General features: G+C 45.9%; 11 protein-coding genes. 5 read left to right on the top strand and 6 right to left on the bottom strand.

Annotated features, from left to right (window positions below; genetic code table 11):
- Positions 1-416: 416 nt before the first annotated feature.
- Positions 417-2,528 (bottom strand): prolyl oligopeptidase family serine peptidase, encoded by a 2,112-nt coding sequence (locus QT987_RS14440; RefSeq protein ID WP_333241067.1) that lies wholly within the window; start codon positions 2,526-2,528, stop codon positions 417-419.
- A gap of 257 nt (positions 2,529-2,785) precedes the next feature.
- Here QT987_RS14440 and QT987_RS14435 point away from each other — a divergent pair, with 257 nt between their 5' ends.
- Positions 2,786-3,910, top strand: coding sequence for a flagellar assembly protein H (locus QT987_RS14435; RefSeq protein ID WP_333241065.1), 1,125 nt, complete (start codon positions 2,786-2,788; stop codon positions 3,908-3,910).
- 101 nt (positions 3,911-4,011) lie between these two features.
- On the opposite strand, the gene recR is transcribed toward QT987_RS14435, so the two are convergent.
- The 3 genes from recR to QT987_RS14420 all read right to left on the bottom strand — a co-directional run bounded on the left by recR (position 4,012) and on the right by QT987_RS14420 (position 6,264).
- On the bottom strand, positions 4,012-4,605 hold the full coding sequence (gene recR, locus QT987_RS14430; RefSeq protein ID WP_333036394.1) for a recombination mediator RecR: 594 nt from the start codon (positions 4,603-4,605) through the stop codon (positions 4,012-4,014).
- 152 nt (positions 4,606-4,757) lie between these two features.
- Entirely contained in the window at positions 4,758-5,126 is a 369-nt protein-coding gene (locus tag QT987_RS14425) for a translation initiation factor (protein WP_333241063.1), read from the bottom strand.
- A 577-nt stretch (positions 5,127-5,703) separates the two neighbouring features.
- Complete coding sequence (locus QT987_RS14420) at positions 5,704-6,264, bottom strand: peptidoglycan-binding domain-containing protein (protein ID WP_333241061.1); 561 nt, start codon at positions 6,262-6,264, stop codon at positions 5,704-5,706.
- Between the two features lie 256 nt (positions 6,265-6,520).
- On the opposite strand from QT987_RS14420, the gene trpB reads away from it, so the two are divergent.
- From trpB to QT987_RS14405, 3 genes are all read left to right on the top strand, one after another.
- On the top strand, positions 6,521-7,759 hold the full coding sequence (gene trpB, locus QT987_RS14415) for a tryptophan synthase subunit beta (RefSeq protein WP_333241060.1): 1,239 nt from the start codon (positions 6,521-6,523) through the stop codon (positions 7,757-7,759).
- A 275-nt stretch (positions 7,760-8,034) separates the two neighbouring features.
- Complete coding sequence (locus tag QT987_RS14410) at positions 8,035-8,541, top strand: CAP domain-containing protein (protein WP_333241058.1); 507 nt, start codon at positions 8,035-8,037, stop codon at positions 8,539-8,541.
- 151 nt (positions 8,542-8,692) lie between these two features.
- Positions 8,693-9,325: a ribonuclease D gene (locus tag QT987_RS14405; protein WP_333241073.1), complete on the top strand. Its 633-nt coding sequence runs from the start codon at positions 8,693-8,695 to the stop codon at positions 9,323-9,325.
- Between the two features lie 525 nt (positions 9,326-9,850).
- Here the strand turns inward: QT987_RS14405 and QT987_RS14400 are convergent.
- On the bottom strand, positions 9,851-10,912 hold the full coding sequence (locus QT987_RS14400) for a hypothetical protein (protein WP_333241056.1): 1,062 nt from the start codon (positions 10,910-10,912) through the stop codon (positions 9,851-9,853).
- 746 nt (positions 10,913-11,658) lie between these two features.
- Positions 11,659-12,786 (bottom strand): HetZ-related protein 2, encoded by a 1,128-nt coding sequence (locus QT987_RS14395; RefSeq protein WP_333241054.1) that lies wholly within the window; start codon positions 12,784-12,786, stop codon positions 11,659-11,661.
- A 145-nt stretch (positions 12,787-12,931) separates the two neighbouring features.
- Here QT987_RS14395 and glyS point away from each other — a divergent pair, with 145 nt between their 5' ends.
- Entirely contained in the window at positions 12,932-15,097 is a 2,166-nt protein-coding gene (gene glyS, locus QT987_RS14390; RefSeq protein ID WP_333241053.1) for a glycine--tRNA ligase subunit beta, read from the top strand.
- The last annotated feature ends 69 nt before the right edge of the window (positions 15,098-15,166 follow it).

The following is a 15,166-nucleotide window of genomic DNA, read 5'->3' as shown; positions in this document are numbered from 1 at the left end:
CCCGCCCGTCCTTTTTGGACGGGCGGGACGCCCATCCCACTTTCAAGAGTGGAAGTTATTTAATTCTCATTCCTCAGACAGCTTGAACTGTAAATATACTGAAAATATTAATTGCCTAAAAATTGGCAGATTTTGACTTTGAGGTGCGATCGCTCTTGAAAGTTGAGAGTACGGCATTTCTAGAGATTTATACTTATACTACTTTGGGGTGCAGTAAACTCACAGCCATGTAATAATAGCAACTTAAAGCTACAAAATTTAACAAAAAAACCTTGACAAATTATATATGTTAATACCAGGATTGCGGTGACAAAAAAGAACGATCGCCCTTGAATTCAAAAAGTACGATCGTCCTTTACAGCCTCTTTTTATCTAAATCATCAAACTGCGTCGATCGCACCCTCTAACGCGGCTTGCTAAGCGTCAATATCGAGTTCGCGCACTAAAAAAGCCCATTCATCAGCCAATTCTTCAATGACTTTCGCAGTGGGTTTGCCGGCACCGTGTCCCGCTTTCGTTTCAATCCGAATTAACACGGGATTTTCTCCCGCGTGGGTTTCTTGCAAAGCAGAAGCAAACTTGAAACTGTGGGCCGGAACCACGCGATCGTCGTGATCGGCAGTTGTAATCATTGTCGCTGGATAAGCCGTTCCCGGTTTGAGATTGTGCAAGGGAGAATAGCCGTGAATTGTGGGAAATTCTTCGGGATTTTCCGGCGAACCGTATTCAGAAGTCCAAGCCCAACCAATGGTAAATTTGTGGAAGCGCAACATATCCAAAACGCCGACAGCCGGCAGCGCTGCACCGAACAATTCCGGCCGCTGAGTCATGCAAGCCCCTACTAATAAACCGCCGTTGCTACCACCTGCGATCGCCAATTTGGCCGGTTTGGTGTATTTGTTTTCGATCAACCATTCAGCGCCAGTTATAAAGTCATCAAACACGTTTTGCTTGTTCAACTTTTTGCCTGCTTCGTGCCATGATTCGCCGTACTCGCCGCCGCCCCGCAAACAGGCTGTTGCATAAACTCCACCCATCTCTAACCACACTATCCTGCTAACAGAAAAACTCGGAGTTAGCGAGATGCCAAAACCACCGTATCCGTAAAGGTAGGTGGGGTTATTGCCATCCAACTGCAAGCCTTTCTTGTGGGTGATAAAAATGGGTACTTGCGTACCGTCTTTGCTTGGGTAAAATACTTGTTTTGTTTCGTAGTCGTCGGGATTAAAATCGACATTGGGCTGCCGATAAATCGTACTTTCATCTGTCACCATATTGTAGTGATAAATGATGTTAGGTGCAGTGAAACTGGTGTAAGCATAAAAGGTTTCGGTGTCGTGCCGCTTGCCGCTGAATCCTCCCGCCGAACCGATTCCGGGCAAGGCAACTTCTCGCACGAAAGAGCCATCTAAGTTAAAGATTTTAATCTGGGTGTAGGCGTCTTTCAAGTAGGAAGCCACAAATTGATTGTTCAGGAGGCCTATGCCTTCGAGGGTTTCTGCTGCTTCGGGGATAATTTCTGTGAACCCCCCCTCCCTGGGCGACGGGGGGGTTTCATCACAAGCGAGGGATGAGGGAGGTGGGTTGTTGGTGGCGATCGCAATTACGCGGCCCAGCGGTGCATTCAAGTTTGTTTGAAACCAGAAAATAGAGCCCTCATTGTCGATGAAACTGTACTCAGCCTCGAATTCGCTAATCAGTTCTACAACGGTTGATTCCGGTGCAGTTAAATCCTTGTAGAAAATCAAGTTTTTGGTTTCAGTTCCCTGCCAAACTGAAATAATCAAGTATTTGCCATCTTCGGTGACGCCGCCACTGAATCCCCACTCTTTTTGGTCGGGTCGCTCGTAGATTAATACGTCTTCAGATTGGGGCGTGCCGATTTGGTGGTAAAACAGTTTTTGGTAATAGTTAACGTCTTCGTGCTTGCTTTTTTCGTTGGGTTCGTCGTAGCGACTATAAAAAAAGCCTTTGCCGTCGTGAGTCCAAGAGGCGCCTGAGAATTTCACCCACTTTAAATGATCCGATAAATCTGCACCTGTTTCGATATCGCGGACTTTCCATTCTTGCCAATCCGAGCCGGAGGTTGACAAACCGTAAGCCATATATTTGCCGTCTTCGCTGATAGCTACGCTACCCAAAGCAACGGTTCCATCTTCTGAGAGAGTGTTGGGGTCAATTAATACTTTGGGTTCGCTGTCGAGGGATGTTAAAGTATAGAGTACGGATTGGTTTTGCAGGCCGTCATTCTTGTAGTAGAAATAGCGATATCCTTCTTTGAAAGGTATGCCGTATTTCTCGTAATCCCAAAGTTGAGTCAGGCGCTGTTTGATTTTTTCCCGCGCCGGAATTTCGTTGAGGTAGCCGAAGGTGACTGCATTTTGGGCTTCCACCCAAGCTTGGGTTTCCTCAGAGTCGGGATTTTCCAGCCACCTGTAAGGATCGGGTACTTTGACGCCGTGGTAGTCGTCTGTTTGGTCGATTTTGCGGGTTGTGGGGTAGCTTAAAGGTCGATCGAATTTGGTCATGATTTTTTACTACTATCGGTAACTTTGTCCAGTTTACCCTTTCGCGGCAGTGACAGGGGAGAGTCGCTCAATTTGGGATTTTAGATTTTATCCTAAATCTGGGTTAAATAAGTAACCCCACCTCAAAAAACCGAATACTTTGATACCTGAATCTTTTAAAACATTGGGTGTATAACATAGAAGATATCGCCAATAAATACTATTTTAAAATGAGATATAATTAATTTAGTTTTTTTCGGATAAAGTGCTTCCCAAGAATGACTAAATTTCCCCATGACCAGTTTGCCAAAGAATACCTAAGAGAGTTATTGTCACCTCTAGGAGAAGTAGAAACCAGTAAAGATGTTTCTGCTCAAGTTCGAGAAATTGATATCTGGTTTAAACCCACTTCTGTATCGCCTGAATACGTAGAAAATTTAGGTTTATTAGGTCAAATGACTGCGACTGTGGCTGCGATCGAACCATTTCGCAATGCCGTCAATACAGAGGATATCTTCAGTTGTGTTGTCAAACTTTTAAATACTAGGGCAGAATTACTGCGCCGAGCTAATCGAGAAGAGCAACGTTTAGAATCTCAGCAATTACCCCGGTTGTGGATTCTGACTCCCACTGCTTCGGAGGCTTTGTTAAGGAGCTTTAATTTTATGCTTCCCCAAGAGTCAGAAGGTTGGGGGAGGGGGGTTTATTTTCTATCGGAAGTTTGGCGAGTAGGATTGATAGCTATTCACCAGCTACCGAATGTTCCAGAAACGATGTGGTTGCGGATTTTAGGTAAGGGTAAAGTACAGCAAGGGGCGATCGCGGAATTAACAAGATTGCCTGTTGATAGTCCCTTACGAGCTAATACGCTAGAATTATTGTACAACCTGCAAGCGAATCTGCAAGTAAATTTAGCAGCTAGTACCCCAGGAAATCAGGAAGATAAGGAGTTAGTTATGGCGCTCGTACCTCTGTTACAACAAAAAATAGATGAGGCCACACAACAAGGAAGAGAAGAAGGAAGAGAAGAAGGAAGAGAAGAAGGAAGAGAAGAAGCACAGCGGTTGATTTTGCAGAACTTTCTGCAAGTCAGATTTGGGGATTTAGACGCTAAGATAATTGCCTTTTTTGCCTCTGTCTCGGCTTTACCTGTTGGTGAATTCACTATGTTGTTAGTGCAATTATCCACATTGCCAATTGCCCAAGCAGATAGACAACAAGTACAAACTTTAATCGCCGAAAATGTCTTGAGAAAGCGCTTTGGTCAATTAGAAGTAAACACCGTCAATCTCATCCCAAATTTGCTCGCATTGTCTGCCGAAAATTTATCGCTATTGCTGTCACAACTGCCGGATTTGTCAATAGAAGAACTAATTGCTCGAATAGAAAATTATTCCGTTTGAGTAAAAAAAGAGCGATTAAGCTCGATCGAGTTCTTGTGGAAAGTAGGGGTTGGGCGTCCCGCCCGCCAGAAAACACAATTTAGATGCGGGACAACTTATAACTAATCCAACTCCCTCCTTCCTTCCAAAGCGCGAGCCAATGTAACTTCATCGGCATATTCCAAATCTCCCCCCATCGGCAAACCAAAAGCTATGCGAGTCACTAGGGTAAAAGGTTTTAATAAGTGACCGATATAAAGAGTAGTAGTTTCGCCTTCCACGCTGGGACTAATAGCAATAATTACTTCCTTAACCTTTTGCTGGCTGACGCGCCGCACTAACGGTTGAATGTTCAATTGTTCCGGGCCAATTCCATCCATTGGCGAGATAACGCCGCCAACAACGTGATATTTACCCATATATTCCCGCGTTTTTTCTAAAGCGATTACGTCGCGGGATTCTGATACTACACAAATGGTATGAGTGTCGCGGTTGGTATTGCGGCAAATTTCGCAAACAGGGTCAGCAGATAAGTGAAAGCATACTTGACAGAAACCTACTTGCTGTTTGGCATCAATCAAAGATTTAGCTAGGGCTTGCACTTCTTCTTCCGGTCGCTTCAAAATATGTAAAGCTAGCCGCTGGGCTGTTTTTGGGCCGACTCCTGGCAAGCGCTGCAATTGTTCGATTAAACGAGCTAAAGGTCGAGTGTACATTAAAAATTGGCGGTAATTGGTAATATCATTTCTGGTTGATTCGCGACAATATAATTTGTGCGATGTAGGGGCGGGTTTTACCAACCATCTATGTTTAAAACTAAGTATATCATAAACTCGTCCCGCCCGTACACTGATGACTATTGACTAATTTACCCTCCACTAATTTTAGCTTTGTAGCCTAACTTTGTGATAATTTCTAGCAGCTTTTGCTTGTGTTCGCCTTGAATTTCGATTTCATTATCTTTGACTGTGCCGCCAGTACCGCATTGGGCTTTTAGCTGCTTGGCTAAAGTTGCTAATGTTTCGGGTTTTTCCTGAAAGCCGCTGATGACTGTAACTGTTTTGCCGCCGCGTCCTTTTCGGGATGCTTCGATTTTGAGGTTTTGTTGATTGGGGGGAACTTCGGCAACTCCCCGTTGGAGGGCGGCCGAGTTGTCAACGTTGCCAAATTCGGAGTAAACAATTCGTTTTCCTGATTGGTTATTTGTATTGGAGTTTTTGGGTTTTGATGTACTCATAGTAGTTGGGTACTTGGGAGTTATGCCTGGTAGCGGATGGGCCCGGCAGTCCGGCAGGGAATTCATTCCCTGCCTCATAGCTAAAGTCCTCGCTATGAGGACTGTAGAATGTGTTTGAGAATGGTTGATTTAGGTGAGTTTTCAGGGAATATAATCTCTGAGATTTGCTGTTGGTTGTACATAGATTGTACTTGGTATTAGCAGTCAGTTAAAACTGACTTTAGCTCTCTCGACAGGGAATTCATTCCCTGGCGGGCTATCAGGGCGATCGCACATTCCCCGGTTTCAATTGAATTATATCGTTTACCGTTGTTTCTGGAGGAGTGAACCGCTGAGGGCGTCCAGGAAGAGAAGAGGGAGATGGATAATTCTGTTGAAGCGCGGGTTTGAGATGGGTGGGGAATTTAATTTTAGTTGGTTAAGTGCGATCGGGCGCAAGCAAAGAACCCCGACTTCGCAGAAGTTGTCGGGGTTCTAATCAATTAGTTTCACCAGTAAGTGGGGATAAACCCGATACCTTCATAGAAACGTTGGCACTGATTGAAGTGTTTCTATATATCGAGGGAATAAAACCCGATTAGGAGCAAATAATCCCAGACCACTCTTGATGTCCTCGACCTGGTTGACACTGAAATTGCCGTCCGACCCAAATAATTCCCCAGTTATTTTGGTTGCGTTTTAATTCAACGCGGTGTCGTACTGCACGGGCTGAATCGTCAGCTAGACCTATTCGGGTGTATAAAATTACAGATGTTCCTTCTCGGGAATATGTAATTGAAATCTCTTCATAAATTCTTCCTTCTTCATCTTCCAACCCCCTAAACAATTGTGCCGCTACGGCTTTTGGATTTGTCGCTGTAATGCCTTCAGAAGAGATGAATTCTTGTACGTTAACTACCTGAAAATTAAAACGTGGATTGTTGGCTGCATTTAGTTTAGCCCAAGTTTTATCGCCGACTATGCCGTCGGGAACCAGTTGTTGGGACTTTTGGAAATTGACGACAGCTTGCTTAGTTTTTGGCCCAAAAATACCATCAATGATACCTGGATCAAAATTTAAATTTTTCAAACCTTCTTGTAGCTTGGTGACTTCGGGGCCTTGTGAGCCTTCTTGAAGCAGAATAGAAATAGAGTTCATGATTTGTCCTTGCTTAGTTGTATGTTGTATTTCATGTTTGAGATAAAGATGCACTTAACTTCACTGCTGAATATATTCACTCTTGAATATACCCATTCCGTATAAACACGTATAAAGCATAAATTTTCTTCAAATACTCAATTTTGGAGATGATCGAAAACGACCGAATCGACCTTTCAGCGATTTGCACACCCGATCGCCCACAGCCCCATAGACTAGATATAATAAAATCTGTCCCATTATCCCCACAAAGTTCGTGACAGTCACCCCCCTACCTCTCACCACCGAAACCAGCGCCCAACGCCCCGACTCTCTCGGCAGATTCGGCAAATTCGGCGGCAAATACGTCCCCGAAACCCTGATGCCCGCTTTATTTGAACTAGAAGCCGCTTTCCACAAATACCGCAGCGAACCGGAATTTCAACAGCAACTCCAACAATTGCTCAAAGATTATGTCGGCCGCCCCAGCCCTTTGTATTTTGCCGAACGCCTCACCGAACACTACGCTAAAGCAGACGGAACTGGCCCGCAAATTTACCTCAAACGCGAAGATTTAAACCACACCGGTGCTCACAAAATCAACAACGCTTTAGCTCAAGCATTGCTGGCAAAACGCATGGGCAAAAAGCGGGTAATTGCTGAAACTGGTGCCGGTCAACACGGCGTTGCTACTGCCACAGTTTGCGCTCGTTTCGGCATAGAATGCGTTGTCTACATGGGCGTTCACGACATGGAAAGACAGGCTTTAAATGTGTTTAGAATGCGGCTGATGGGAGCCGAAGTGCGGCCGGTGGCTGCGGGTACGGGAACGCTGAAAGATGCGACTTCGGAAGCGATTCGCGACTGGGTGACAAATGTCGAAACAACTCATTACATTCTCGGTTCCGTAGCCGGCCCGCATCCTTACCCGATGATGGTACGCGATTTCCATGCGGTAATTGGTGAAGAAACGCGGGCTCAGTGTCAGGAAAAGTGGGGTGGTTTGCCGGATATTTTATTAGCTTGCGTCGGCGGCGGTTCTAATGCAATGGGTCTTTTCCACGAGTTTGTCGGGGAAGAAACTGTTAGATTGATCGGTATTGAAGCGGCGGGCGAAGGTGTGGAAACTGATAAACACGCTGCTACTTTGACTAAGGGAAGTGTGGGAGTTCTGCACGGCGCGATGAGTTATTTGCTGCAAGATAATGAAGGTCAAGTGATTGAGCCGCATTCGATTAGTGCGGGTTTGGATTATCCGGGCGTGGGGCCGGAACACAGTTATTTGAAGGATGCTGGTAGGGCTGAATATTACAGTGTTACTGATGCAGAAGCGCTGGAAGCATTTCAGCGGCTTTCGCAGTTGGAGGGGATTATTCCGGCTTTGGAAACTTCTCACGCGATCGCCTATTTAGAGACTTTGTGCCCGCAGTTAACAGGCAATCCGCGCATTGTGCTTAATTGTTCCGGACGCGGCGATAAAGACGTGAACACTGTAGCGAAGGTTCTGAATATCTAGGTTAGCGGAATGTGGGGCGATCGCTCTGTAGGAATTGGTAACAATTAATTGGTGTCAACTTAAGACTAAAATCCTTTGTATCTCTCGTTTGTATCGAAGTCTAGATCCCCCCTAGCCCCCCTTAATAAGGGGGGGACTGGAAGCGTTCAAAGTCAACCCCTACTCCGCTTATTAAGGGGGATCGAGAGGCTCATCGTCAGACGGTATACTCATATTACTTTTGGCATTAAGTTGACACTAATGGTAACAATTAACTTTATTTTTCGTTTGATTTCATGTCCAAAGGTTTGATTTCGATTTGCTTGGGATTGTTGACAATCCTGCCTAAGTGTGACACCTTTATTCCTACGCGATCGCTGCCACAAACTCCCATGAATACTAAGGTTGCTTCGAGTGCTATTACTGACTTAGAAAAAGCGGTTAACCAACAGATAAATCAATACCGAGCATCTAAAAAGTTGCCGCCGCTGAGTGTCGATCCGCGAATCACTCAGATAGCAAGAATTCACAGCGAAGATATGGCTAAGGGTAAAGTAAGTTTTAGCCACGATGGATTTGAGGGGCGGGCGAAAGCAATTACGATTCCTTATCAAAGTGTAGCTGAAAATCTTGCTTACAATATGGGCTACAGTGACCCGGTACGCAATGCTGTTGAAGGTTGGATTAAAAGTGACGGCCACCGCAAAAATATGGAAGGTCAGTTTAATGTGACCGGTATTGGGGTTGCGAAAAATGCCAAAGGCGAGTATTATTTTACTCAGCTTTTTGTCCGCAGTCGGTAAGCGGAAGGAAGAGGGAAGTTCGGCAACGGATTCTGTAACGGATGTAACGGATGTAACGGATGTAACGGATGTCAGTCCGAGGGAAGTCGGAAGAGGGAAGAAGGAAGAAGGTAGTCAACAGTCAACAGTCAACAGTCAAAAATTACTAATAATGGAATTTGCAGATTTTCAAGTGTGCGATGGTGATATTCCCGATTCTCTCTTATCTTATTATTTGACTGCGGAGGCGATCGCCGTTGATACCGAAACAATGGGTTTGCTACCGTGGCGCGATCGCTTGTGTTTGGTGCAGTTGTGCAATCCCGAAGGTAAAGTTGCAGTGGTGCGGATTGCCAAAAGCCAGACAGCAGCCCCGAATTTAAAGAAGTTAATGGAAGCCGAAAATATTGAGAAAGTATTTCATTTTGCGCGCTTTGATATGGCAACAATGCGTTACAATTTAAGTATTGACATTGCACCAGTTTTCTGCACCAAGCTAGCTAGTAAACTTGCTAGAACTTATACCAACAGACACGGATTGAAAGAATTAATTCTAGAACTCGAAAAGGTAGAATTAAATAAAACATCTCAAAGTTCCGACTGGGGAAATGCGACTAATCTTTCGGACGATCAACTAAATTATGCTGCTAATGATGTTCGCTATTTGCTGAGCGCTAAACAAAAGTTGACTGCTATGTTGCAGCGAGAAGAACGCTGGGAAATTGCACAGCAATGTTTTCAGTGTTTGCCAGTTTTTGTGAGTTTGGATTTATTGCAGTACAACAATATTTTCGAGCACGGCTAATACCATTTTAGATTTTAGATTTTAGATTTTAGATTGGGAATGAATGATGGCTACCAGGGTTTAGATGACGCGCATACAGTTGCATTCTTTTTTGGAAATTGTATAATATTGTGTCATATTATGTCCGATCGATTGACCATAATATCCCGGCCGGGCGGGTTTTTGAGATTGTCAATTATTGGCAGATATTATTGGTGAACCCGCCCCTACCTGATTTCGGGCGAAGCGAAGCGGAGGGAATCGACCGGACTAGATATCACCTCGCACAATTGCAATCAAATTGGTTTGTAATGAAGACTTGAGTTATGATAAAACTCGCTTGGACTTGAGTCCTCACTACAAACGTAATTATTATTATTTGACCAGACTTGATGTGATATCAAATCCGGTAGCATCGGAATTATTCCTCTCTGTATTCTCTCCCTCTGCGTTCTCTGCGCCCTCTGCGGTTAAATCATTCCGATAAAACCGGAAACGATATGAGTTAAAAAAAAAATCAAAACAGTGATCTATTGCTGATTATGGCTAATCGGGATTATGTTCGTGCAGCAAAGCTTCTATTTGGTCGTCAACATTTCTAATCACCTGTTCCAAAGCGGGCAACCCCTCTAAAGGCACAGGAGAAAGCCGAGTTCGATCGCGAATTTGATTCACTTTCCGCTGCAATTCTTCGGCCAGCCGCAGCGCGTCCCGACTCAAAGTAGACAACTGCTGCTGCTGGTAAAACCTCAAAGCTGCCCCCCGCAAAACTTGCAAGGTGGCTTCTTCCTTGCCACCCACCGTCATTACCCGCAAGCGCAACAGCAAATGAGTGTTTTGGTATATGCGCTCAACTTCGACTTGTTTGGCTTGTTCCACCGGGCCAACAGGCATATCCGTCAGCCGTTTCAACTCATCGATGACCTCTTGGAAAAGCACGATATCGATACCTTCAAGCATCGATTTCAAAACACCATCTTGACTCCAAAGAATGCGACCTTGGGACTGGTGCCGCTCAAAAAACAGGCGGCCGATACCCTCTCGCAGCACTCTACCGAGCAATTCTTGCAGCAGTTGGGGCGCGGGCAAAGTTGCCACAACTTCGACGGGGCTTGACAAGTGCAAGGCCTCGACATTCAAAACCGATAGCTGTGTCGGTGTCGGGGGAACCTCAGCGCTAGCAGGTTTAAACCGCTCAGGAGCGGGCCTTGAGGGTTGTGGCACAGACAGCAGCGTTGCTGCATTGGGGCCTGAAGTTGCTGATGGGGGATTTTTGGGTTTTGGGGCTGCGGCGGTTTCTGTCTGGCTGGGTTCTCGGAGCTGGTTGCCGTGCAGCAAGTAAGCTGAGAGCATCGAGCGCTGAGTTTCCGAGGCAATTGGCTCTGTTGTGACTGAGCAATTCATGTAAGCTAAAATCCGCTGCACGTAGTCCAAGGCGGAGTCATCTTGAGCATCGACTACGCCCAATTTAAATAGATTACCTTCTAGAGATAAAGGCAAAACTTGATAATAAAGGCAAGCTTCAAAGGGGACAACTGTGTCGATTAGGTGAAATATTCGATCGGAGTCCATTGTAGCTGCCGAGTGTGTTGAAGATGTATGTACCATTAGCTGCTTTGTAGTTGGAAGCGCGATCGAGCGCGACGCACCAACCTGATGCGATAAAATTAAACGCTGCAACTTCCCTGACGGAGGAATTGGCCTAACAACCGGAAGCTTTTATTAAAGAAACATCCTTAGTCCCAGAATTTTCTCCCTGCTGTATTGCAGCCTCAAATTCTACCCAAAGATTGAGAGCTAGATGATGACTAGCGCAGTCTAGACCCACTATCATCGATCGCCCGAGATTGATGCCCGTGGCTGGCAACAATAGAATTATGTCTTTAATGCACAAGTATTAGAGATGCACCACAACCGATGATTTACGGGCAACCGCTGAATTTAGGATTGGTTAAAAAATCCTCAAAAGTCGATCGTGCTGCTAGTATCTTACCTCAGAGAGTGGGCTGCGATCGTCTCGGAGCGCGATCGTCATTCGATTTTAGATTTTAGATTTTAGATTTTGGATTGACTTGCGCGAGATAAATTCGGGGGCTTGAGGAGTTGAGATTTTCGATTTTGGATTGATTCCACGGATAAATCACGTAGCGGCTACGATCGAGAAACTCGCTTGTCACGGCAGCGCTACAACATCCCGATCAAGCTAACCTGATTGGACACAAGGGGCATCGCGCGGTTTTCCACGGGGCAACTTGGAGTTATCTGTGGCTGTGCGGGAATTGATTTGTAGCGCGGATTCTGAAAAATGCTACCGCCAATTAACAATTAGCAATTGCCCGCCACCCCTTACCAATCTACTCGTTGCGGAGAGATTGAGCTGCTAAATAAAGTTTGCTCCACTCGCCGATGACTTGATTGGTTTTCAGCTTTAATTCAGATGCGATCGTCTCTACACTTTTCCCTGCTTTCAGCGATTCTACCAACTGCCGCTGCACCGGCGTGAGGTCTTGTAAATATTGCTGCCACTGGGCGGGAGTCAAGCCCAAACTGTGTTCTTTGAGCGAAGTTTCCAGCCAGTTGGCGACTAATTCCGGTGCTTGTTTGACCGCAAAAACCCGAATCGCGTGGTAACTGACTTTTTCTCGCAAGCGGTAAATTTGCTTGATCGGAACCTTCAACTCCTCGGCAATTGCCTCTTGGGAACGACCTTGCAGGTAAAGCTGCAGCCACCGAGAAGCCAGCGGATCGACTTCAGCAGCCAAGTAATTCTCAAATTCTTGTTGGACAATCTGCCGCTGAGTTTGCTGCTCTTCCCAAGCTTGATTTTCTCGATACTCGGACATCGCCTGTTCGTCTAGCAGACTAAGCGGTTCGTCTGTATCGTCCGGTAGAACCTGTTCCGACACCAGCCGCACCCAGTCTCCAGCAGGCACTTGGGTCAACCCGCCCCGCTGGGCACGCCGCAGGTAGTTGACAAAACGGTACACCAACAGCGGCTGGTTGCGGATCGGCCGCAAGCAGTATTCTTCTGTGCTCGCTAGCAGCAAAGCATTTCGGAGGCGTCTGTCTGAGGTGCATTCGGCAATCCAGGCGACTTGCTGCTGCAGGTAGCGATCGGAATTGAGCATTTCCTGAATCACTTCTTGTAGTACCTCCACCGCACTCCGCTGTCTGTCGCGACTCAGGGAAACCCACGCTTGGATTTTTTGCCGGAGCACAACCAAACCGCCGAGCCGCCCGATCAAGTTGCGGTAAGCTTTTTCTGGCGGTACTCCTAGATACCGAGAAATCAAAATTCGATATAAAAAGTCGATCGCCCCAGAGGCGACAGACAATTGAGTTGGGCTAAGAGTGTCAAATCTTTCGGGCTTGTCTCCCAACAGCCAGCGGACAACACTCTCGCGGGTGCTAGAATTTTCGTCCGGGCAATCTTGTTCAAGTCGAGACTTCCAATCTTGTGCCAGTCTTTGGGCCAAGGTCATGAGCTGTTGAGCTATTTGTCTTTCACCCCCGATTTTACGTGGTATCCTGGATTTTTGAGTATTTTTCAGATATTTCAGATATACGATCGCGCGATCGGATAAATTACCTTAAATTACCCTAAACAAAATTCCATTACGGTGCGATATGCCTAATTTTTTATTAGAACTCGGTACAGAAGAATTGCCCGCATCTTTTGTCGCAAGCAGCGCCCAGCAGTGGCAGCGACTTGTACCTGCAACGCTGGCAGAAGAATCCTTGACAAATGACTCAATTAATGTATACGCTACTCCGAGGCGTTTGGCTGTTCTCGTGAAAGGGCTGCCAGTTAAGCAATTAGACAGAGAAGAAGAGGTAAAAGGGCCGCCCGCGAGTTCGGCTTTTAAAGATGGCAAACCGACGAAAGCAGCGGAAGGTTTTGCGAAAAAGCAGGGCGTAGAAATTGATGCTTTGGAAGTTCGGGCTACGGATAAAGGCGATTTTGTGTTTGTGCTCAAAAAGATTCCGGGGCGGATGAGTGCGGATATTTTGACAGAACTTGTGCCGCAGTGGATTAATAAGTTAGAAGGCAAAAGATTTATGCGGTGGGCTGACGGAGATTTGAAGTTTCCGCGCCCGATTCGATCGATCGTGGCGCTGTTAGATGATACTGTACTGCCAATTACATTGGTGAGTGGTTCGGATACGGTCAAGAGCGATCGAATTTCCCAAGGACACCGGGTGTTATACATCCCCCCTACACCCCTGGGAGGGGTTTCGATTCCCCAAGCCGAGGATTATGTCGAGTGTCTGCGGGCTGCTTGCGTAGAGGTCGATCGCACCCAGCGCAAAAATCAAATTAAAGCACAAGTAGAAGCCGCAGCAACAAAACAAGGCGGTTACGCCGCCATTACCGAAGATTTGTTAGAAGAAGTCACCGACTTAGTAGAATGGCCGAACGCAGTTGTCGGCAAATTTGACGAAGAATTTTTGATATTGCCGCCGGAAGTAATTACCACAATTATTGTTACAAACCAGCGGTATTTTCCCATCCTCAAAAGCCCAGATTATCCCGAACTTCTGCCCTATTTCATTACAATTTCCAACGGAGATCCCGCTAAAGCGGCGATTATTGCCGCTGGTAACGAGCGAGTAGTGCGGGCGAGATTGGCAGACGGTCAGTTTTTCTACAAAGCAGACTTGGCAAAGCCTCTAGAGGATTATTTGCCCAAGTTGGAAAAAGTTACTTTCCAGGAAGATTTAGGGACTGTGCGCGCCAAGGTCGATCGACTGTGCAAGATTGCCAGTTTAATTGTCAATCAACTGCCAATCCCAGAGGAAGAGCAAGGTGATATAGCCAGAGCAGCCTTACTTTGCAAAGCCGACCTCGTAACCCAAATGGTTTACGAACTTCCCGAAATGCAAGGAATCATGGGGCAGAAATACGCCTTAGCAAGTGGCGAATCGGAAACAGTAGCCACAGCGATTTTTGAACATTATTTGCCCAAAGGTGCGGGCGACAATTTACCCCAAACTCTCACAGGTCAAGTTGTCGCAATAGCCGACAAATTAGATACATTAGTCAGCATCTTCGGTTTGGGAATGTTGCCGACTGGTTCATCCGATCCCTTCGCTTTGCGCCGCGCAGCCAATGCAATAACTAACATTATTTGGGCGGCTCAGTTGCCAGTAAACTTGCACAATTTGCTCGCAGAAATTGTTGCCGAATTTACCGCAGCGCGGCCAGAAACACCTGCGGAGTTGCTGTCACAGTTATACGAGTTTTTCTTACAAAGAATTCGGACTTTGTTGCAAGAAGAAAAAAATGTAGATTACGATTTGGTAAATGCCGTTTTGGGAGAAAACGACCCAGAATATACTGAACGAGCATTGAGAGATGTGTTGGACGCACTGGAAAGAGCACTTTTCCTACAACAAATCCGCAATAACCAGACTTTGGATCTAATTTACGAAACAGTCAACCGTTCAACTCGTTTGGCGGCCCAAGGAGATTTGGATAAAGTAGAATTGGAACCGAAAACGGCGGTGAAACCGGAGTTATTTCAAAAGTCGTCTGAACAAGCTTTTTACGATGCAGTAGTGCAGTTAGTGCCGCAAACGCTGCTATCCAAACAAACTCGGAATTACCAGCAGTTGGTAGATAGTTTGACGGAAATTGCTCCGACTGTCAGCAACTTTTTCGACGGGCCAGAAAGCGTTTTGGTGATGGACTCTGACCCGGAAATTAAGCGAAATCGGTTGAATTTGCTGGGTTTGCTGCGGAATCACGCGCGGGTGTTGGCTGACTTTGGGGCGATCGTCAATCGATTTTAGATTTTAGATTTTGGATTTTAGATTGCGACCAAAGGTTTTGATGTAATATCAAATCCATTGGTATCGGAA

The organism is Microcoleus sp. SVA1B4 (genome assembly GCF_036700545.1).
Classification (GTDB): domain Bacteria; phylum Cyanobacteriota; class Cyanobacteriia; order Cyanobacteriales; family Microcoleaceae; genus Microcoleus.
Note: the sequence above shows the minus strand (reverse complement) of the source record. Positions and strands in the feature narration are given on the sequence as shown.